We start from the raw sequence: 21,494 nt of genomic DNA on the forward strand, positions 1-21,494 counted from the left end.
GGGAACTCCGGCTTTCACTTAAGTGGATGCTTTATCAATGACGATTAAATGCCGCTCTTCCGGGAGCTGAAAAACATCCAACTGATGACTCACCGAAACCGAAAAATTATCAGGTAATTCAGCAAGTTCTTCAGTAGGGTATTGACCTTTCATGGCCAAAAATTGAGTTCCCAGATGACCGCACCAGCTGAGCATATCATTGATTGAGGCAAACGCGCGACTGAGAATTGCATCGAACGCTAGCTCGCCATCATAGCTTTCCACTCGACTTTGAACTGGCTCAATATTCGCGAGTTTCAGCAAGTGCTTGACCTGAGTCATAAAGCGCACGCGCTTGCCGAGACTATCGAGTAACACAAAATTCGCTTCGGGCAGGGCAATGGCCAGTGGGATCCCCGGCAAGCCAGGCCCAGTACCGACATCAATGTAGCGCCCTGTTGGGTTCAGATGCGGCACTAACGCCAGACTATCGAGAATGTGACGAACCATCATGTCCGCGGGGTTACGCACGGATGTCAGGTTGTAAGCCTTGTTCCATTTATCGAGCTGCTCAACGTAGGCGACCAGTTGTTGTTGTTGCTCAGCGGATAATTCAAGCTGCTGATGAGCAAGACCAGTGGCAAGTAATTCGGCAAGTTGACTCATATCAGGCTGATTTCCTTAGCAAACCCATTTTCTTCAAGTGAACCAGCAACACGCTGATCGCCGCCGGAGTGATCCCTGAAATGCGCGATGCCTGACCGACACTTTGCGGCTTGGCGTCGTTGAGCTTAGCAACAACCTCGTTTGATAAACCCGGCACTTGAGCAAAATCGAGCTCGGTCGGCAGCAAGGTGTCTTCATGGCGTTTTTGCTTAGCAATTTCATCGAGTTGGCGCTCAATGTAACCGGCGTATTTGATTTGCACTTCAACCTGCTCCGCCGCCTCAAGGTCATCAAGACCTGGACCAATGCCGTCGATCGACATCAGATCCTGATAGTTCATTTCAGGGCGACGCAGCAATGTTTCTAAGCTGTGCTCTCGGCTTAACGGCGTTTTGAGCAACGGGTTGAGTTGCTCGGCAGCGGCATGACTGGGGTGAACCCAATTGTCTTTTAAGCGCTGCTTTTCTTGCTCAACGGCTTCCATTTTGTCACTAAAGCGTTGCCAGCGGGCATCATCAACCAAGCCTAACTCACGACCTTGTTCGGTTAAGCGAATATCGGCGTTGTCTTCGCGCAGTAACAAACGATATTCGGCGCGGCTGGTGAACATACGATAAGGCTCTTTGGTGCCTAAGGTCGCCAGATCATCGATCAGCACACCAAGGTAAGCTTGATCGCGAGTTGGCGACCATGGCTCTAATTCAGCGGCTTGCCGTGCGGCATTAAGACCGGCAATTAAGCCTTGCGCACCGGCTTCTTCGTAGCCTGTGGTGCCGTTGATTTGGCCAGCAAAGAACAAACCATTGATGATTTTGCTTTCCAGCGAAGCTTTCAGATCACGCGGATCAAAGAAATCGTACTCAATGGCATAACCAGGGCGAGTGATGTGGGCTTGCTCAAAGCCCTTCATTGAGCGCACTAAGTTGACCTGAACATCAAATGGCAAGCTGGTTGAAATACCGTTGGGATACAGTTCGTGAGTCGTCAGGCCTTCTGGCTCAACAAAGATCTGGTGCGAATTTTTATCGGCAAAGCGGGTGACTTTGTCTTCAATGGATGGGCAGTAACGCGGCCCAACGCCTTCGATCACGCCTGTGAACATGGGACTGCGATCTAATCCGGCACGAATAATATCGTGGGTTTCGCTATTGGTGTGGGTGATGTAGCACGGGATCTGCTGAGGATGCAGATCGCGCGATCCCATAAACGAAAATACCGGCGTTGGGGTATCGCCTGGTTGTGCCTGCATCACCGAAAAATCAACGGTTCTGGCGTCGATGCGAGGTGGGGTGCCGGTTTTCAACCGATCGATTCGTAACGGTAATTCCCGAAGTCGCTGAGCTAATGCGATCGCCGGTGGATCGCCAGCTCGGCCACCTGAGTAATTTTGCAAACCAATATGGATCTGGCCTGCGAGGAAAGTACCTGTGGTCAATACGACGGTGGTTGCAGATAAACGCAGCCCCATTTGGGTGACGACGCCTTTGACCTGATCGCCTTGCACAATCAGATCATCACAAGCTTGTTGAAATACTTGAAGGTTCGGTTGGTTTTCAATGACTTCACGGATTGCTGCGCGATATAACGCGCGATCCGCCTGCGCGCGAGTGGCACGAACTGCAGGGCCTTTACTGGCATTTAAAATGCGAAATTGGATCCCAGCACGATCGGTTGCCAAAGCCATTGCGCCACCAAGGGCATCGATCTCTTTGACTAAATGGCCTTTGCCGATACCACCTATCGCTGGGTTACACGACATCTGGCCAAGCGTTTCAATGTTGTGGGTGAGTAGTAGGGTTTTGCTACCCGTGCGCGCTGCTGCTAGAGCGGCTTCGGTGCCAGCATGACCACCACCAATCACGATCACATCAAAGTGTTGGGCGAGATCCATGAATTATTCCTCAAGTAAAACGTAGCCGCGTATTTTAACTGTGAAGTGGCAGAAGAGAAAGCAAAGGATCAAATTGGATCTGAGTTCCGATCATTTAAGATCATTAAAAAGATCTTTATATGATCTTATTTTTATTTCTATTAAAGGCGCTGATCTTTGTGGGTAAGTGGTTTTTGTCTATTAAAATCAATAAATAATAAGAGTGTTTTACTGTGATCTAATTGGGATCTGTTGTTGTGTATCCGGTGATCAAAAGACTTGGTTATCCACAGCTCTAGTTGGTTTTGATCTTGTCCAGTGGATAGCCAAGTTTGGATCAATGGATATTAATAGGTTTATCCACAGGATTAATCGGTTAAGTATTGTTCAATCCAACCTTTTAACCATTGTTGAGCCGGTTCTTCGGGTAGTTCATCGGCTTGGACATCAATATGAAGTGGCTGGCCAAGGCGAATGGCTCCGGCCTGTTGAAGCAATTGATCGAGGGTGATTGATGCTTGATTAAAGGTGTCGTAACTGGTGTCGCCAATGCCGATGACTCCATAACGAAGATGATGGAGATCAGGCTTAGTGGCGAGGTAGTCTGCCAGCGGCTCAATATTATCCGGTAGATCGCCAGCGCCATGAGTTGATGAACAAACCAGCCAAATGGCGTTGTCGGTTAACGCACCGATATCAGCAAAATCGATATGAACCTGACTGGTGTAGCCGGCGGCATTAAGATCATCAGCTAAACAATCGGCGACGTATTCGGTCCCACCGAGCATGGAGCCGACTAAAATATGAATGTTGGTCATGGAAGATTAATAATTGTCTAAGTAAAGCAATACCATAGCTTGATTATCGCTTATTTACTCGGTTTACGCAGGTGATCGCGTACAATTGCCTGCTTGAATCGACCATCATCAGTTGCTTTAATAGCCTCCTCGGCAACACTTCCCCACTTGCCGGTTATTCTTCTGGATCGTAGCGATCCGTTTTATCTGTGACTTTCACAAGGAGAGCGAGGATGTCCCTTGCCAAAAAATCTATTATCGCCAGTGCATTGCTCGGCGTTTCGTTCGCTTCTCATGCGATTACCCCGATTGATACTTCCGCTGATCCAAAAGAAGGTTTCAGTGGCTCAGTTGGCTTGGGCTTGAAGGGTAAGTCTGGTGGTAAAGATCAGCAGGAATACAACATCAGTCTGCTTGGCCGCCACGTTGCTGGTGAGCGCACATTACTATTAGTGACCGATTACAACTACGGCGAAACCAATGACAAGAAAGATGAAGACGATCTGTTCTTGCACACTCGCTGGATCCAGAACAATTTCTTTGCTCCGAGCTTGGATCTGGAAATGTTCGCCCAGTATCAGTACGACAAATTTGATGACTTAGAGAGTCGCAAATTGGCAGGCTCAGGCGTGCGCTGGCGCTTTAAGAGCGAAGATGAAGCCGGTGTATTGAATACCACTTTTGGTGCTGGCGGCTTTGTTGAAGAAGAAGAGTCAGAAAGCACTGGCGAGACCGAGTCCAACTGGCGCGGTAACTTCTACGGCAAATGGGTTTGGGATCGCAAGGGCGACTTTCCGTTCAAACTTTATGGCCGTTTGTACGTGCAGCCAGTGCTGGATGATCTCGGCGACGTCCGTGCCACCGGTAATGGCGGTATTCAATTTAGTATCACGGATACCTTGGCGCTAAGTTTTGATGCTGAGATTGAATATGATTCAGAACCGTTTGAAGAAGCGGATAGCACCAATACCGAATACGGCGTTAAGTTAAGCTACGCCTTCTAAGTGGGTTGGCGGCGTTGGTAGCTGATGGCCGCCAACGCTCGCTGATATTCTGTTACACCTAGTATTAGCTGTGTTTTTTACTGTGCATAAACGACACCGTTAGCCACAGTTTTAGCGGAATGTTGGCCGACAGCTGACCATCGAGCTCATCGCGAATCGCGTCCAACTGGCCTAAATTAAGCGCAAACTGCGGATCATGGCCAATAAAGCTCAGCTCCAAACTTAATTCTCTGCCGGTTTTGGCAATGCGACTGACCACCTCATCAAAGCCATATTTTTGTCGGATCTGCTGACAGATCCGCTCGACTTCAATGCTGACTTTGGCATCCGGCTCGGGCGCCATCAACATCAACTCCTTTAAGCTATTTTTCAGTGCTTCGATGGGCATTTTGAAGAAATAACTGGTGGCAAGGATCACCATCGCCGAGTCGACATATTTAACCAGGTAGCTGTATTCGGTGCTTTTAAGTAAATAACCGATGACAAAGCCGACCAAAACCGCCGAGCTGAGTAAGGTGTCCATCAACCACTGCTGTTTTTCGACCATTAACAAGCCCGATGCTTTGACTCGTTTGGTCTGCCAACTGATATAAAGCCAACTAGCTAAACAGGCGAGGGTGGCAACCACCGAATAGACGATGGCCGATTCGATGTTTGTATTGCTGCCGCCATTGAGCATATCGATGATGGCGGTAATAAACGCATATAAACAGATCGAAAAAATAGCCAGTGATTTGAAAAAGATCGCCAGTGGTTCAATCTGTGCGCGGCCAAATTGGAACTGATCATCATCTTCTTTGCGCAATAGATCCGACACGTACAGCGAGATGGCCGAGAGGATCACGCTAATAAAGGAATAAATGCCGTCAAAAATCAGCATTTGCGAGTCAATTAAGAAACCCCAGATAAAACCAAGGAAGGCGAAGCCCACCGCTGCGACAACAGAAAACAGCAAAATGTGTTTTTCAGCTTGTAGTTTGCTAACCGTCATGTTCACACCGCCCGACAAGGCGCTGGCAAGTCATTAAGGCAATCGTTATACAACCAAACTCTGCTGTGATGATAGCTATTTATTGTTGTTTTTTTGTTCCTTTTAATTGCGGCTCGGCAAGGTAAAGGTTTCATGAGCTACATCATGTATTTGCCATTTGCTGCCGCGGATCGTCGAGCTAGCGGTTGTCAGCTGAGGCTGACTTATCCATAATAAAAAATCAACTTTGTTAACAATAAACAAAAATGAAAAAGCTTAAATTGACCCTGTTGTTGGTACTTACCGCACTGATACCTATGTTCGGTGCTGCTGAAGATAAGCGACCCAATATTATTGTCATCTTGTCTGATGATGCCGGTTTTACCGATCTCAATAGCTTTGGTGGTGAGATTGATACGCCGAACTTGACTGAGTTAGCCAATCAAGGGGTTCGATTTAGCTCCTTTTATACCAATGCCCGATGCAGTCCGACACGGGCGACGTTGCTCAGCGGCGTCGATGCCGCCCACGTTGGCTTTGGTGGTGGCGTTGTTGGCGACTGGGTTCGTGAGCTGCCGTTTGAAGCCCACCGCGCCAGACTGCCTTATCATCAGCCACTGATCTCAGAATTATTGGCTGGCAATGGCTACCAAACCATGATGGTGGGTAAGTGGCATTTGGGGGGCAGCTACATTAAGCAGCATCCAGAGATGCAGCAGTGGTGGCGCAACAGTCACCCGCCAAGTATGAAATTAACCGAATATGAGATGGAGCAAGATTACCTAGCGCTGCCGCCGCAGCGTGGTTTCCAACAGAGTTTTGTGTTCCATGGCGCCCAAGGCAACTTATTTTATACCCCAGATGATCGGCACGACTACTACGAAGGCAATGCCAAAGCCACACTCAAGTACGATTACGATTATCAAATGCATTGTTATGCCGACAATGACTTCAGTAAAAAGCACTATGGCGGTTGCCACGGTAAGTCGGGGAAAAATTTCTACGCCACTGACAGCATGACCGACCGTGCCGTTGAGATGATTGAGCAGGCCGCCAAACACGATCAGCCATTCTTTATGTATGTGGCGTATCGCGCGCCCCATAAACCCCTGCAGGCACCCGAGCATTTGGTGCAGAAATACCTCAAGCGCTACGCCGATTTACAAAAGATTGCTGATGATCGTCATGCCGGATTGGTTGCCCAAGGGCTATTTCCTGCCAGCGCAAAAACGCGCAACGCCAATTACATGTGGACCGAACAATCACCTGAAAAAATAGAAAAGTTCCGCCTACAGTCGGCGGTTCACGCTGCCATGATGGAAAAGTTGGATGACAATATCGGCAAGTTGCTCGATGGCTTGAAAAAAAGCGGCGAGTACGACAACACCTTGGTGTTGTATTTTTCTGACAATGGCTCGGCATCGCACATTGGTGATTTGATGAACGCGCCATACACAGGTGTCAAAGCGTTGCTTTGGGAAGGTGGCGCGCGCGCCCACAGTATTGCCGCTTGGCCGGGCGTGATTAAGCCGGGCACCATCAACGACGATGTCATTTGGGTAGGCGACTTAGTGCCTACTTTTCTGGAGATCAGCGGCACCGAATTCCCCGATCAATTCCGTGGCGTGACGCCAAGAAAACCCGATGGTCGCAGCGTACTGGCGAGTTTAAAAGGGCAGTCAATGGCGCCGCCAGAAGCCTTGTTCTTCAATGACAAGGGCCAGCAAAGTGTGATCTATCAGGGCCGCTGGAAACTATTGATTGAGCCAGGCTGGTATCTGCAAACCCTTGCTGTACCGGGAACGGCTTACGAACTCTACGATTTGAGTAAGGATCCCGGAGAGACCCATAATCTGGCCGACGAAATGCCGGAAATGGTAACGATGTTGGAGAAAATGTGTGAGGTCTGGAAAACACAAAACAACATCGTCGATTACGCCGAGATTATCAAAATTAAGCCCAATGACCCGTATTAAAAGCGCTTAAGGCGCGCTCGGCGTTCCGGTTTTCGTTGTAACCGCAATCTGGCAGCAGATCGCGGTTTTTTATTCATAGAATTATTTTTGTTAACAGTTTTCGATAGATGGATTTGTATGTTTTCAAGCACTCGCGTCACCAGTCAGTTCGTTCCGCTCGGTTTGTTTGCCGTTCTATTGACCGCAATGTCCGGTTGTACCTCACCCCATCAAAATGAGCCGAGTTCGCCCAGTGGCCAGATTGCCGAGCAATCAGCGGCAGGGAAATCATTAGCACCGTGCGCCACCGCTACCCATAGCAAGTCATGCGTTATCGCTGGATTGCCAGCCAAAGTTAGTAATACGCAATCTTTTGAGGCGCCCTATCTGGTTAGCGGCGCTGCGGTCAAACGCGTCAATCTAGTGGTCGATGCTCAAGCTGGCTACGGCAACTTGAGTTTGTACGCCGGTGAGCAGTTATTAATTGATAATCTCGATATTCCCACTCAGGGCAAACAAACCCTGAATGCGCTGGTGGCGTTCGCTCAATCAGGTTTGCAAACGCTTAGAGTAGAAGGTCGCAGCGGTACCTTTGTTGTAGAAGCCATTGAATTTGACGATCGTCCTGATCTTGAAGTCGCGACGTTTGCCGACATCTCGGAGCAAATTGGACTTATTACCGAGAAAACATACAAATATGGCGGGCCGTCGATTGGCGATATTGACCGTGATGGCCACTATGACTTTGTTTTAAATAACCATAATTTCATTTCCACCCAATTGGTGATGAATCAGGGCAATGGTCAGGTTGATATCAAGGCGTTATTTCCCTTTGCGCAGGATTTTCATGGCTCGGCACTGGCTGATTATGACGCTGATGGCGATCTTGATTTAATGGTGGCATTCGGCGGCGCCAACGGCACCAGTCCAACGTCTTACACTTTGCTGCGTAATGATGACGGGATCTTTAACGACGTATCGGCGCAAGCGGGCATTAATGCACCGGCTCGCGGCCGCTCGCCACGCTGGTTAGATATGGATTCTGATGGCGATTTAGATCTGGCGCTGCTTAATGCCAAAACGCCGAACTCTGATGGTCCGCAACAATTGTTTTATCAAAACAATGGCGATGGCACCTTTAGCCAAAAACGAATTGCTGGCATTGAGAACGCATTTGGCGAGCGCGCACTGATCACTGATTTTGATGGTGATGGTCGCGCTGATTTGATGCTGTTTTCGCCAATAGCCTTGTGGCGCAATAACGGCGATTTCACCTTTACCGACATGTCAGCGAAGTGGTTGCCCGAATCGGCATCTGGCGAGTGGGTTGATTTGGCTGCTGCGGAAATGGATGTGAACAATGATGGCCGTTACGACATTTATATTGCACGCGGTAAAACGCTTTATGAGCTATCGAAAAAGTCGATTGATTTTAACCCGTTAAGCCAAAAACTCGATATTCGAGATGATGGCGAAAAAGGCCGCACTGCGATCGATTTCTACGCCCCAAATGCCATCGTTCTCAATGAAATGAATCTGACGTATCGCCAATACAATGGTGACTTTCCTGTCTTTCTGGGCGGCAATAAAAACCGACATGTAGTGAAAGCCACGGGGTTTCAGCCGGTGCAAGTGCCTGAAGAAATGAAAACTGCCGATGATCATCTGGTGATCGACATGGCTATGGCTCAAGGTTGGCCCGAACAGCGGCAGCAAAATGGCCTGTATATTGGGCATTTGGGCAATGGTCAATGGCGCGAAGAATGGGTCCGCAATGAAATTGTGTACTGGAATATTTCCTTTGCGCTATCAGGGCTTACCGATGTCAGTTATGACTGGCAGGCCAACAACCGCAACATTCAGGATCTGTTGTTGATTAACCGTGGTGATCATTTCGAAGACCAGTCGCAAGCCTGGAACCTGCCTCAAGGCGGTAATCATCGAGGCGTGACCCATGGCGACTTTAACAATGATGGTTGGACCGATTTATTCGTTTACCGCTATGGCTTTCTCAAAGAGCGAGTCACCGATTTGCTACTGCTCAATACCGGTAAGGGTAGTTTTGAAACCACCACAGTTCATGGTGCCCATGACATTAATGATCTGGGCCATGGCGACATGGGCCAAGCGTTTGACTGGGATCTTGACGGCCATGTCGATTTGCTTAATGGCAGTGAGGAAGAAGGTTACTGGTACCTGTACCAGAATCAGGGCAAGTCGTCGGGTAACTATCTACTGGTGAATGTCGGCTACAGCCCTCAGCAACCCATTGATTCTCTGGGTGCAGAGGTGACGGTTACCACCAGCGATGGCCGCCAATGGCACAAACGAGTTGGCTCTGCTGGCGAAGTGTTCTCCCAAGGGCAAATCGATATGGTTCATTTTGGTGTTGCAGATGTTCAGCAAGTGGCCTCGATTGCAGTGCGCTGGCGCAACGGAGAAACCGCCGAGCTGGGCAATCAGTTGGTGAACCGTATGTATCGATTGGGCCAGCAACAGCCTGACTGAGCGGATGACTTGCAGAGACTCGATCAAGCGCTGTAATGGCGCTTTGTGTTACAGGCACAAAACTTCATCGCTGAAGCCGTCCGATGTTCGTTGGCCGGCGCAAAGCACGGTGTAGACGCTGCAATCTAGTGCTTGTTTTTGTTCTGAGAGTGTTTGTTGGAAGGGCTCAGACAAGCCACAATCGCCATCGGTGATCATCAGAATATCGGCTTTGCGATAATCTTTTTGTTGCCTGATGAGCTCGCACGCGCGGTGTAGCGGTTGTTCAAAGTTGGTGCCGCCGCCAAAGCCTTGCTGAACAAATGCCAGCAGCGACGGAATACCCGCCGCGCCATCTATTTGCTGCTCTATTAATTGGCCACTATCGCCAAACAAAATCACATGTAAGGCGCGTTGCTCACGCTGCAACATACAACTAATGGCAACGAGCAGCGCTTTGGCTTTATTGATTGGCGAGCCCGCCATGCTACCGGAGGTGTCGAGGCAAGCGACAATTGGCCCCGTTCGGGCGCAGCTTTTATCGAGTTGTTCGATGGTGCTGATGTCGGTACCGGCAAGCTGATAGGTGAGCAAATTCTTTTCGATCAAGCGAGCATAAAACAGCGTCTCGAGGGTGTCGTTTTCGAGGTTTAACAATTCGCTTGGTAGCACCCGCATCAAATCATCACTCAAATGAGTGCCGTGTACTTCACTTTGACTGGCTTTGGGTACCCGACTTTTACGCTTGTTCTGTTGAGAAATATAAAAGCGTCCCATTTTTCGCACTAACGACTGGATTGGCTCGTTATGCTGCAGGTGCGTCGCCAGCGACAGCAAATCTGATTGACAGTGCTTGAGCTGGTGGTAACTAAAACTGCTGCCCGGCAGCAAAGACAATACACCGCGTAATTGTTGGTAAGTTGTGGCGATGTCATTGAGCGTTTGATTTAAGGTGCGCAGTTTTTGATGGATGTGATCGGGGATAGATTCGTCGGCGATTTCCTCTTGATACGCTTGCAGATTAGCTAACTCGGTGCGAATAAAGTCGATGGTTTGCTGATCGAGTGGTAACTGCTCATACGCTCGGGTATGGGCTTGCCAATCAGGCTCATCTGGCGGCGCTTGTTGCTCATTTTGCCAGTCCCAAAGGCGCCATTTGCTGGCGCCTAATTTTCGCTGCGCAGCGTCTTTGAGCGATCGAATGGTTCGTTCCCACGACTCGCCGGCGGGTAATGACATGATGCGATCAACCAGTGAAAGCTGGTTGTCATTGGTGGTGATTGAGTTGACGCATTTTTCCGAGAATTCATGGCAATTACTGAAGACCAAGCCATAAAAAGAACGCTCACCAACGCACGCATGGGACGCTGCGGCCACCTGCGGATGGCCAACGGCTCCATGATTATCACAGGACACATAAATTTTACGGCCCATGGTGCTTTTGGAAGTGAAACTTTTGGCACTACTGAGCCGTACTGCGCTGTCGGCGAATCCTTCAACCACAATGTTGGACATCTGGCCGTCATCGACGTAGATCCCAGAGTGTTCCACGGCGACCCATAAATCGCAGTAGACCACGCTTCCTGGCACCGGCACCACCTTGTCACGAAAGGTGTCGTCGACAAAGTACTTAAGCGCTTTGAAGCCAATCGGTAATGAGGCGTAGGCAGCTGACGCCAAAGGCCCTAACGCCGGAGCAATTAACCCAAACATCGATCTGTTACAGCCAAATGTTTTGCCGCACTTGCAGACTGAGCAAGTCAACCTGATTGCTACCGTCAATGGTCTCTCGCAAGGCGTTGGTTGGCGGCCGCAGCACCGGTTGATTCGTTTCCTCGTGCCACTGCCAGACGGTGTCAAAATCCCATTCTAGGGTGTATTCGAGATAGCTCTGGTTGAATTGCATCGCGGCCACCGTTTTACCATCTTGGCCATTGCCATCGTCAGTGCCGGAATTACTATCGATTGATATATTTAGCGCATTGTTTTGCGGCGCGGAGTCGCTATCTGGTGTTGATTGGAGCGGTGATAGGAAGTCACTGCTTGGTGAACTGCAGATGCGATTTTTCAACTTGGTGTATTCAATGGCTCCGATTGCGCAGCGGCGAATGGTGCTGTTATCGCTGTCGGCTGCAATGCCAACGAATGAACAATTCGACTTCGTTCTGACCTGACCGGCAACGTAGCAGTTACTCACCTGTGTTTGTTCTTTCAGCTCCAGACAAACGCCGGCAACCACCCGCTCATAGCTGTTCGGGCTGAAATAGGTATGGCCAGCCCAGCCATCGGCACAGTCAAACCATTCTTGCGTAATGTGAATACAGCAGTTCTCAATCACGCTGCTGGTGGCTGAGCAAAGCAATGGGGCGATGTTGCTCTGGCAACGTTCAACGTGGCTTTTGAGTAGTTGATTGGCAAGGCGCAAATCAACCAGCACCAGATCGACGATTGTTGAATCGTGTTCAACGATGCCGAATAGCTCGCGCCACAGGTTGTCTTCTTTTTTGTAGCGGATGCTAAAGCCATTGCCATCGTAGTGACCTTTAAAAGCAATGTCGGTCCAATGACTGTGGCCAGACAAATCAATATCTGCTGTCTGTCTGAAGTAATAGCCGGCTCGCCCGACCGCAGGATTGTGCAAAATTCCCAAGTCATTGTAATCAGCAATAAGCAATGGATCGGCAATGGTGCCAGTACCCCGCAGACCTTTGACTTTGGCATGTAATTCGGCAACTCCCACTGCTGTCGTGGCGGCTTGCTGCTTGTCGGATTGATGACTGACCGAGTAACTAAATGGCCTTAATTCTTTGAGGATCAGGTCATTTACCTGAGACGCATTTTCATGGCGATTCCACAGGCAGTCTTTAAGCAGCATTAGGTCCGATAGATCCACTTGCTGCCGATTATTGGTCACAGCGGCGATCCGCAAGAGTTTGGCAACCTTGGTGAAGCGCCGGTCGGAAAGTCGTTCGCTGCGGTCTTCTTTGAATGCGTCGCGGTGCGCTGCCCAGATATTGAGTAAGGCCTGCTGAACCTGTGGAGGAAACACAACCTGTTCGGCGAGCTGCTGGATTTGCGACAGCAGTTGCGCATCAATCATCGAGACTGAGCTGGCGCTGAGTGAGGTGGTGAGTAACTCGCTGAGTTGATCATCGCTGATGTAATCGACAAAGCAGCGCACTAAAAAGCGGTCATAGAGCGCATTTAGCTCTTCTTGCTCTATCGGAAGCTCATTCGAGGCGGCAATTAAACCTTGCAGTGGCACCTGTTCTGCGATGGCTCCGTTATGAAATACGCGTTCGTTGAGAATGGTCAGCAGGGCGTTGAGAATCGACGAGCTGGCTTTGAACACTTCATCTAAAAACGCAACTCGCACTGAAGGTAAGTAACCTGCGGTGTTGCGCTTCAAACGATTTTCTTTTAAATCGGCAATCGATAGCGGGCCAAAGATCTCTTCTGGGGTTGAGAACTTGGTGAGTAAGTACTCAAAGTAACCTGAGCCTGGCTCTGCACTGCCAAGGCTCTGGGCAATTTTTCTGGCAATGAGGCTTTTTCCGGTGCCCGGTGGCCCGACTAAAACGATGTTTTCCCCCGCCAGCATGGTCAGCAGCGTGGTTCGGATTGCTTGTTGGCGCCCAATCAAACCGTGATTAAGTTGCGCCAATAGCGCCTGAAGGTTTTCTTTCATCTTGTTATTTAACCGAAAAATTAGCTGTAAACCGGTGGCTCAATCATTAATGACGGGGTAATAGGGATCGCCCCATACCTGATCGCCATTATCCAACATGATATCGATGACCAGTGGCACCAATTCATTGAGCACGCTGACGCAATCGCGGATTTGATGGCGGTTAACACTGCTATTCCAGGTTGCTCCGCCATGCATGAGTTGGTTTCTGAGGGTATAAAGGCGGGCCAACACAATTGAAATGACTTGGGCGGTATCTTGCCGTCCCATGGCCGCATTGGCGGCAGCTTTGGCTGCTGCAAACGCATCAGTCCAGCTGCGACTGGCTTGCTTGCCGTTTTGGTGATCCCAAAATGGTTGATAGACATAAGGATTGTCGAGCAACACCCGAATTGGCCCAGTGAACTTGCTCCACACCAGCTCATTTAGCCGACCAGCATGATCAAGTTGGCACAAGCGGGTAATGAATTGCGAGGTGGTATCGAGCTCGCAGCTTTTGTAGTGGTGATCAATATCGTTGGCGTAGGCAGCGTTAAAGGCGATCCAGAGAAAAATAAACTGGGCGTCACTGTCATCATCGCTTTGCTCGGCTTTATTTAGCCAGCTCAGCGCGCGATGAACTCGAAGGCTGAGGTTTTCACTAAAGCCAGCGCGCAATTGGCGCTGCTTCTGTTTGAGTTCGATAAACTGCATGAATTATCTTTTTGATTGGCCAATCTGTCCGTATCGCAGGCTACCTGAGATGACCTGAGAAAAATATTCGCCACATCAAAAAATAACGGGTTGGCAGCGCTGGCGTTTAGCTAATCACTGAGTTTAATTTTGGCGATCAGTTGACTATTTACCGATACAGAAACTACCGAAAATTCGGCCCAACAAATCATCGGAGCTAAATTCGCCGGTGATTTCGTTAAGGGCTTGCTGACATTGGCGTAAATCTTCCGCCAGTAGTTCGCCGGCGTGGAAGCCTTGCAATTGCGCTAGGCCTTGCTCTAGATGCTCATGAGCTTGGTTGAGTGCTTCGAGGTGGCGCTGGCGGGCCATGAATTTACCTTCCACCGCGCTTTGATAACCCATGCTGGCTTTTAGGTGGGAGCGTAATTGTTCAACGCCTTCGCCCGACTTTGCCGACAAAGAAATCACCCGAGACTCACCTTCATCATGATGCTCAATAGCTTCGCCGGACAAATCAGCTTTATTGCGGATCACGGTGATTTTAATGGTATCAGGCAGTTTGTCGATAAACTCTGGCCAGATGTCGTGAGGATCAGTGGCGTCGGTTTCGGTGCTGTCGATCAAGAACAGCACTAAATCGGCCTCATCAATTTCTTGCCACGCCCGCTCAATGCCGATTTTCTCGACGGTATCTTCGGTTTCTCGCAGACCGGCGGTATCAATGATGTGTAGCGGCATGCCATCAATGTGAATGTGTTCGCGCAACACATCGCGGGTGGTGCCGGCAATTTCAGTAACAATGGCCGATTCGCGGCCTGCCAAGGCGTTCAGTAGGCTTGATTTACCGGCGTTCGGGCGGCCAGCCAATACCACTTTCATTCCTTCGCGAAGCAGACTGCCTTGTTTGGCTTCTTGTTGTACGGTTTCGAGCTGGCTGATGATGCCCTCAAGCTGCTGTTCAACCTTGCCTTCACTAATGAAATCAACACCTTCTTCATCAGGAAAATCGATTGCCGCCTCAACGTATAAGCGCAGGTTAATGACCTGCTCGACGAGCTGGTGGACTTCGCTGGAAAAAGCTCCTTGCAGTGAGTGCAGGGCGGAGCGGGCAGCTTGTTCCGAGCTGGCATCAATCAAATCGGCAATGGCTTCGGCTTGGGCCAAATCGAGCTTGTCGTTGAGAAAGGCCCGTTCTGAAAACTCACCAGGGCGGGCCATGCGGATACCGGGAATTTTACAAATGGCGCGGATCAGCATGTCGATAACAACTGGGCCACCATGACCTTGCAGCTCTAGTACGTCCTCGCCGGTAAACGAGTTGGGGGCAACAAAGTACAAGGCGATGCCTTGGTCGAGTACCTCACCATCAGCGCGGAAAGGAAGGTAGTCGGCATAGCGGGGTTTTGGCACTTTGCCCAGTAATTGCTCAGCGACCAACGCTGCCTTGTTGCCAGAAACGCGAATAATACCAACGCCACCGCGACCGGGAGGCGTGGCTTGGGCAACGATGGTGTCTTGATCCAGCATGATGAACAATCTCTAAAAGCAATCTCGGCGGCAGTATACCTGCTCAGCTGGCTTTGGTCAGGTTAAGGCGATGGGCAAAACGGACTTTCCAACGGCGGAATAACCAGCGTTCGAGGGAATGGGCAACAATCACGATGTAACTGCAAGCGAATAGTATTTGCACCAGTCGATCCCACGATTTGGCATCAATGCTGTTGTCGTTCGATAGCGCCAAGCCACTGAATAGCACCAAATAGCCAGTAATGGCGCCAGCATAGACTTTGCCTAGCTTGGAGCCGATAAATATTTCCCGCCCGAAGTACATGCCAATGGTGGCCATAAACAGCAGCAAGTAGACCAAGCTTGGGATCATGACGAAAAACTCATAGGTGGCAATGGCCAATAATGCCGACACGATATTCACGATAAAGTACAACTTGATGGCTTTGAGTGACTCTTTGGTTGAGACCTGCATGAGGAACATGGCCGAAAACACAAGCACCAGCAAGGCGTGTGACGGCAGCACGTATAGGTAGTAAACCAGCAGCGGCATCAAGACGATGACGCTTTTCACCGCAATCAGGGTGCGAACAAACTCTGAGTAGGGGCTGGTGGGTAATTGAAAATCTTGCTGTGGCTCAGGGAATAAGCTGTGCGCAAGCATATAAATCAGTAGCGCGATAACCGACACCTTAATCAGGTTCTCGGTGAGCACCGTGACGGCAACCCCGTTGAGCACCCCAAAAAAGCTAATCAACACCAGAAAGATAATGCCGAAGGTGGCCAGCAATACAAACTTTTGCTCGGTGCCAAGGTAGTAGAACCAAACCAGTAGCAATGACAGCATCACAATCATGATTTGTGGCTCAAAGCCAAATAGCATGACAAAGCCGGAGAACAGTAAAGGCATCACAATCAGGCTGAGCACTAGCACCAGTAAGCCTTTCACTGATGGAGCCGCAGGTATGGTAAGAAACTTTGCGGTCAGTACCAGAATCAAATTAGCCAGGGGGAAGTCGAGACTAAACGCGGCAAAGCACGCCACCACAATGCCAAACGTCAGGCGATAAACCCGACGCTGTAGCAGTTGTTGTGGACTGAGGGCGGCCATCAACGAGCGTATGACAAGATGGAGACGATACGGATCCAAATCGAGCCGAGCGTATTGAGGATCCAGCTGTCAGTGGCATAGACAATGACATCAACCTGACCGCCATGGCGCATCAAGCCCTTCAATTCCTCTCTATTGTCAAAGGTGATGGTGATTGGAAAACGCTGTGGGTCGCGCATCCAGCCTTTGGTTTGCTCTGATTTCGCCAGCTTTGACGGATCGGTGTTGTCGCCAAAATCAACCGCCCAAGAAATATTTGATACCGTTCCTTTGAATACTCGGCCGGGGGCATTGTCGAGCACCATGGCCACCGAATCACCAACATCAATGTGTTCTAAATTGTTCTCGCGAAAATAAGCTTCAACCCAGACATCTTCGGCATTAATGAAGCTGGCAATGGGCTTGCCTGCTTGAGCAAAATAACCCCGTTCAACTTGTAGATTAGCCAATCCGCCAACGGTTTTTGCATACAGTTTGGTGCGAGCCAAGTCCAGTTGCGCTTGTTCAAGTTGCAACAGAGCGGCCTTGATATTGGCATTGTCGGCGCCGGTCGCGCCCAATGCGCGCCGCGCTTTTTGCAAATCGGCCTCAGCGGTGATCACCCGCGCCTCGGCAGCATCAAGCTTGCCTTGGGCGTCATCGGCATCCGCTTGAGAAATAATACCTTTGCCAGCCATGGAGAAAATTCGGTCGGTTTGTTTGACCATGGTTTCGAGCTGGGTTTTGGCATCAGCTAAACGGCTTTGCGCGACTTCAACATCGGCCATTTGAGCGCCCACTTTGCTGCCAGCTAGACGTAAGTTCTCTTCGGCCTGTTCTACGGCCACTTGATAATCGGTGGGATCAATCGTGAACATTAAGTCGCCCTCTTTGAGGATCTGACTTTGTTTCACGTGAATCTCTTTGATGTGACCCGATACTTCCGGCGTGACTGGTGTGATGTAGACCTTCACCCGCGCCAGCTCAGTGTCTGGCGCAAAGCGGTCCATAATCAAATACAGCACAAAGAAGATTGCACATAAGCCAAGCAGTACCTTACTGACCTTTTGCAGCGCATCGCTGTTGTTGGCCTCTGCTGCTTGTTGCTCGTTGTCTTTCTCTGTCATGTTATCGACTACCTTTTGATGCTTATGCTTCGGCGTCTTTGTTCAGCCAGTGGATGAAAATCTCATAGGTGATCACCAGAATGACCGCTCCAGTAAACAAGCCAACAATGCCTGAGCTGATAAAGCCGCCAATGGCACCTAGGAAAATAACCAGCATCGGCACATCGACGCCGCGGCCCATTAGGATGGGTTTGAGGACGTTGTCTGCCAGCGCGACGACTACCATGGCAATGGTGTAGGCAATGGCTGCGGCCATCGACATGTTTGAAAACGCCCAGCTGGCGGTACCAATCACAATCAGGGTAATGCCAATACCCAACTGCACCGTACTTAAAATCATGATCGCCAATGCCCACAAGCCCGCTGCAGGAATGCCTGCCAGAATCATCACCAAGCCACCGGCGCAGGCCTGAATAAAGGCCACGCCAAGGACTCCTTGAGCAACACTTTTAATGGTTGCGCTGGATAAAGTGGCAAACTTGGCGCCGGTTTCGCCTGCCATGCGTTGGCCAAACTTCTTCACTGCCGCCGAGCAGCCATCGGCAAATGCCATGAATACGCCAGCGATGATGATAGCGATCAAAAACATACCAATGCCGGCACCCGCGCCGGAAACGGCAGCAATGGCTTTATCTTTGAGCGGATCGAGGGTTTTCTGATGGCGCTCATAAGCCATTTCGATATCTTGCGAGGCGTCGTTCCAAATATCGTAAACCTGCTCGCCAATCACCGGCCACTCTTTGACTTCTTCGTTTGGTTTGGACACATGCAAGGTGCCTGCTTCCACTTTACTACGCAGCTCTTTGGCTGAATCGACGGTGGAATTAACCAGCATCACAGTCGGCGTGATCAGAATCGCCAGCGCGATAATGGTGAACAGCACCGATGCCAGTTTGTTATTGCCTCCCAGCATATTTCTGAATTTCAAAAACAACGGATACAGCGCAACAGCGATAATCGCGCCCCACACCACCACCAAAACAAATGGTTTAATGATGCTGTATGACGAGTAAATCAATAAGGCGATGACGCCAATGCGCAGCGCTGATTCTACGTAGGTGGAGATTTGGGATTGTGATGCCGACATACTTGGGATCCCTGTTGTTATGGGCAGCGATTGAGTGGAGTTGGTTTTATACTAGCGCAGCTTAGGTCGACTGCAAGCATAAAAAAAGCCACCCAGAGGTGGCTTTTTTATTCGTGAATCAATCCGTTACTGAGCGTTCTTGGCGTCAATCGCGCGATTAATCATCAATTGCTGAGCAATTGAAATCAAGTTAGATACCACCCAGTACAGCACCAGACCGGCAGGGAAGGTAACAAACAGGAAGGTCATGAACACTGGCATCAGCATCATGATCTTCTGCTGCATTGGATCGGTGATGGTGGTTGGCGACAGCTTCTGCATCAGGAACATCGATGCGCCCATCAGAATTGGCAGTACGAAGTACGGGTCTTTTACTGACAAGTCGGTGATCCAAAGTGCAAAACCGGCGTGGCGCAGTTCCACACTTTCAAGCAGTACCCAGTACAGCGCAATGAAGATTGGCATTTGCAGCAACAGCGGCAAACAACCACCCAATGGATTGACCTTCTCTTTGCGGTACATTTCCATCATCGCTTGCTGCAGTTTTTGCTTGTCTTCGGCATAGCGTTCTTGCAGTGCCTTCATTTTGGGCTGCAACACGCGCATCCGCGCCATTGACTCGTACTGTTTCTTTGTCAGTGGGTACAAGAAGGTTTTGATAATGATGGTCACCACGATAATGGCCACACCCCAGTTCACCACTAAGCCTTGCACCAAAGTCAGCAGCCAGTGCAGAGGCTGTGCCAGCCACCACAAGAAGCCATAATCCACGGTCAAGTTTAAGGTTGGTGAAAGGGCAGACAGGCGCTCTTGGTCTTTTGGACCAACGAAGAACGATGCTGACACAGTTTTGGTGTCACCCGCTGGGATCACTAACTGCTCGCCTTTCATACCAACAATGCCGCTACCGCGAACGCTGTTGGTGTACAGCTGGTTGTTGCTGTTGGCGTCTGGTACCCAAGCAGAGACAAAGTAGTGTTGCAACATGGCAACCCAGCCACCTTGGGTGGTTTTGTTTAGCGCTTTGTCGGTTAAATCATCAAAGGTGTACTTGCTGTAGCGCTCATCGGCTGTTGAATAAGCGGGACCACGATAAGTTGGCATCATCATGCTGCCAGACTCACCTGCAATGGTTTGCTTGAGTTGCATGAATGGCTGCATCACCAGATTTTGGCCAGTGGTATTGATGATCTCAAAGTCTTGCGCGACGGTGTAGCTACCTGGTGTCAGGATGAAGCGCTTGATCACCGTGACGCCGGTGTCAGTGACATGTTTGAGGTTGACCACCAGTGGGCCATCTTGGGCAACAAACGAGTCGCCGTCAGCTTGGTAGAGTGGGCGACCTTTGCCATCTGGACCATCGTTACCAATCAGACCGCTTTGGGCGATGTATTCAAAGTGGCTGTTGCCATGCAAAATTTGCATCGGCTCGGTGCCGCCTTGCTCAATCGGAAATGCCAGCAGCTGTGACTCAACAATATCACCGCCAGTCAAATCGACTTTCAGGCGCAATACGTCCGTTTCCAGCGTGATGATCTTACCACCGGCCACTGATGTCGCAGGCACCGCAGCTTGAGCCGATGATGAGGCTTGTGGCACATCATCTGAACTCGGTACGGTCGAATCGTTCACCGCAAGCTCAGGCGTTGCAGCAGGTGTCGGTTGAGGTCCGTACATGCTTTGCCATTCTTGGTAAAGCAGCACACTGACCAACATCAGGCCGACGAATATAAAAATACGTTGTGATTCCATAATTTATTGGTTCTTTGCTGGCGTTTTTTCCGGTACCGGATCGTGCCCACCGGGATGAAAAGGATGGCATTTTAATATGCGGCGCGTGGCCAGCCAACTCCCTTTTATCACTCCGTGAGTTTCGATGGCGCCAATGGCGTAGTGGGAGCAACTCGGATGAAACCGACAGCGTTGCCCGATGAGTGGACTGATAAACCACTGGTAAAACTTAATTGGCGCTATTGCGATGTACGACAACGCTTTTTTAACCGAGGCCATAGTTGTTTCACCAGTTGCTGTAATTCAGGTTTGGCAAGTGTACCAACTCCTGCTTTGCCGATCACGACGATATCCACATTCGGTAGATGGTGTTGATTGAGGCGGAAGCTATCTCGGATCACCCGTTTGATGCGATTGCGTTGTACCGCGAGTTTTGCTGATTTTTTGGAAACCGCAAACCCGAGACGTGGGTGGGGGAGATTGTTTGGAGTTGCGAGTAGGGTCAGATGAGACGAACCAACTCGAATCGGTTTGCCTTGAAAGACAGAATTAAAATGGGCGGGAGTTAACAGTCGTAACTCCCGCCCATATGAATAAGACGACACTGTATTAAAAAGGTGTGCTTATTTGCTTAGCTTAGCGCGACCTTTAGAACGGCGACGAGCCAAAACTTGGCGACCGTTTTTTGTGGCCATACGAGCACGGAAACCGTGGTTACGCTTGCGCTTCAATACGCTTGGTTGAAAAGTTCTTTTCATGGTTCTACCTAAAACTAATTTGTTTGGCTATTGAAGCCCGGACAGACCGCCGTTATCGATAATGAAACTGGCAGTCCCCTAAAAAATGAGGGCGAATTTTATGC

The 21,494-nt window shown here is 49.9% G+C and carries 18 protein-coding genes; 3 read left to right on the forward strand and 15 right to left on the reverse strand.

Features of this window, described 5'->3' with window-relative positions:
* Positions 1-18: 18 nt before the first annotated feature.
* The 3 genes from rsmG to mioC all read right to left on the reverse strand — a co-directional run bounded on the left by rsmG (position 19) and on the right by mioC (position 3,333).
* Positions 19-645: a 16S rRNA (guanine(527)-N(7))-methyltransferase RsmG gene (rsmG, locus tag IC617_RS01690; protein WP_191143242.1), complete on the reverse strand. Its 627-nt coding sequence runs from the start codon at positions 643-645 to the stop codon at positions 19-21.
* A 1-nt stretch (position 646) separates the two neighbouring features.
* Positions 647-2,536, reverse strand: a complete 1,890-nt coding sequence (gene mnmG, locus IC617_RS01695; RefSeq protein WP_191143243.1) for a tRNA uridine-5-carboxymethylaminomethyl(34) synthesis enzyme MnmG — start codon at positions 2,534-2,536, stop codon at positions 647-649.
* A gap of 347 nt (positions 2,537-2,883) precedes the next feature.
* Positions 2,884-3,333 (reverse strand): FMN-binding protein MioC, encoded by a 450-nt coding sequence (gene mioC, locus IC617_RS01700; RefSeq protein ID WP_191143244.1) that lies wholly within the window; start codon positions 3,331-3,333, stop codon positions 2,884-2,886.
* A 212-nt stretch (positions 3,334-3,545) separates the two neighbouring features.
* On the opposite strand from mioC, the gene IC617_RS01705 reads away from it, so the two are divergent.
* Entirely contained in the window at positions 3,546-4,316 is a 771-nt protein-coding gene (locus IC617_RS01705) for a DUF481 domain-containing protein (RefSeq protein WP_191143245.1), read from the forward strand.
* A 64-nt stretch (positions 4,317-4,380) separates the two neighbouring features.
* Here the strand turns inward: IC617_RS01705 and IC617_RS01710 are convergent, their stop codons facing one another.
* The gene (locus tag IC617_RS01710; RefSeq protein WP_191143246.1) at positions 4,381-5,307 is read right to left on the reverse strand and encodes a cation diffusion facilitator family transporter; all 927 of its coding nucleotides are present in this window, start codon (positions 5,305-5,307) and stop codon (positions 4,381-4,383) included.
* Positions 5,308-5,552: 245 nt separating this feature from the next.
* Between IC617_RS01710 and IC617_RS01715 the strand changes: the two genes are divergently transcribed.
* Positions 5,553-7,262: a sulfatase-like hydrolase/transferase gene (locus IC617_RS01715; protein WP_224745704.1), complete on the forward strand. Its 1,710-nt coding sequence runs from the start codon at positions 5,553-5,555 to the stop codon at positions 7,260-7,262.
* A gap of 117 nt (positions 7,263-7,379) precedes the next feature.
* On the forward strand, positions 7,380-9,749 hold the full coding sequence (locus IC617_RS01720) for a CRTAC1 family protein (RefSeq protein ID WP_224745705.1): 2,370 nt from the start codon (positions 7,380-7,382) through the stop codon (positions 9,747-9,749).
* A 48-nt stretch (positions 9,750-9,797) separates the two neighbouring features.
* Here IC617_RS01720 and IC617_RS01725 read toward each other — a convergent pair whose 3' ends face one another.
* The 11 genes from IC617_RS01725 to rpmH all read right to left on the reverse strand — a co-directional run bounded on the left by IC617_RS01725 (position 9,798) and on the right by rpmH (position 21,390).
* Complete coding sequence (locus IC617_RS01725; protein ID WP_191143247.1) at positions 9,798-11,441, reverse strand: VWA domain-containing protein; 1,644 nt, start codon at positions 11,439-11,441, stop codon at positions 9,798-9,800.
* A 7-nt stretch (positions 11,442-11,448) separates the two neighbouring features.
* Positions 11,449-13,416 carry an AAA family ATPase gene (locus tag IC617_RS01730; RefSeq protein ID WP_191143248.1) on the reverse strand — a complete coding sequence of 656 codons (1,968 nt, stop codon included), beginning with the start codon at positions 13,414-13,416 and terminating at the stop codon, positions 11,449-11,451.
* 39 nt (positions 13,417-13,455) lie between these two features.
* Positions 13,456-14,109, reverse strand: a complete 654-nt coding sequence (locus IC617_RS01735; protein ID WP_191143249.1) for a HEPN domain-containing protein — start codon at positions 14,107-14,109, stop codon at positions 13,456-13,458.
* Positions 14,110-14,253: 144 nt separating this feature from the next.
* The gene (gene mnmE / locus IC617_RS01740) at positions 14,254-15,618 is read right to left on the reverse strand and encodes a tRNA uridine-5-carboxymethylaminomethyl(34) synthesis GTPase MnmE (protein ID WP_191143250.1); all 1,365 of its coding nucleotides are present in this window, start codon (positions 15,616-15,618) and stop codon (positions 14,254-14,256) included.
* 43 nt (positions 15,619-15,661) lie between these two features.
* On the reverse strand, positions 15,662-16,708 hold the full coding sequence (locus IC617_RS01745; protein ID WP_191143251.1) for a DUF2955 domain-containing protein: 1,047 nt from the start codon (positions 16,706-16,708) through the stop codon (positions 15,662-15,664).
* Positions 16,708-17,814 (reverse strand): HlyD family secretion protein, encoded by a 1,107-nt coding sequence (locus tag IC617_RS01750; protein WP_191143252.1) that lies wholly within the window; start codon positions 17,812-17,814, stop codon positions 16,708-16,710. The genes IC617_RS01745 and IC617_RS01750 overlap by 1 nt, the downstream gene beginning before the upstream one ends.
* A 22-nt stretch (positions 17,815-17,836) precedes the next feature.
* Positions 17,837-18,901, reverse strand: coding sequence for an AI-2E family transporter (locus tag IC617_RS01755; protein ID WP_191143253.1), 1,065 nt, complete (start codon positions 18,899-18,901; stop codon positions 17,837-17,839).
* Between the two features lie 126 nt (positions 18,902-19,027).
* Positions 19,028-20,653 (reverse strand): membrane protein insertase YidC, encoded by a 1,626-nt coding sequence (gene yidC / locus IC617_RS01760; protein ID WP_191143254.1) that lies wholly within the window; start codon positions 20,651-20,653, stop codon positions 19,028-19,030.
* Positions 20,654-20,656: 3 nt separating this feature from the next.
* Positions 20,657-20,911, reverse strand: coding sequence for a membrane protein insertion efficiency factor YidD (yidD, locus tag IC617_RS01765; protein ID WP_191143255.1), 255 nt, complete (start codon positions 20,909-20,911; stop codon positions 20,657-20,659).
* Positions 20,872-21,237, reverse strand: a complete 366-nt coding sequence (gene rnpA / locus IC617_RS01770) for a ribonuclease P protein component (protein ID WP_087504357.1) — start codon at positions 21,235-21,237, stop codon at positions 20,872-20,874. Before rnpA ends, yidD begins: the two co-directional genes overlap by 40 nt.
* Positions 21,238-21,255: 18 nt before the next feature.
* The gene (gene rpmH, locus IC617_RS01775) at positions 21,256-21,390 is read right to left on the reverse strand and encodes a 50S ribosomal protein L34 (protein WP_087504358.1); all 135 of its coding nucleotides are present in this window, start codon (positions 21,388-21,390) and stop codon (positions 21,256-21,258) included.
* Positions 21,391-21,494: the final 104 nt, after the last annotated feature.

Source organism: Neiella litorisoli, from assembly GCF_014773395.1.
Taxonomy (GTDB): Bacteria; Pseudomonadota; Gammaproteobacteria; order Enterobacterales; family Neiellaceae; genus Neiella; species Neiella litorisoli.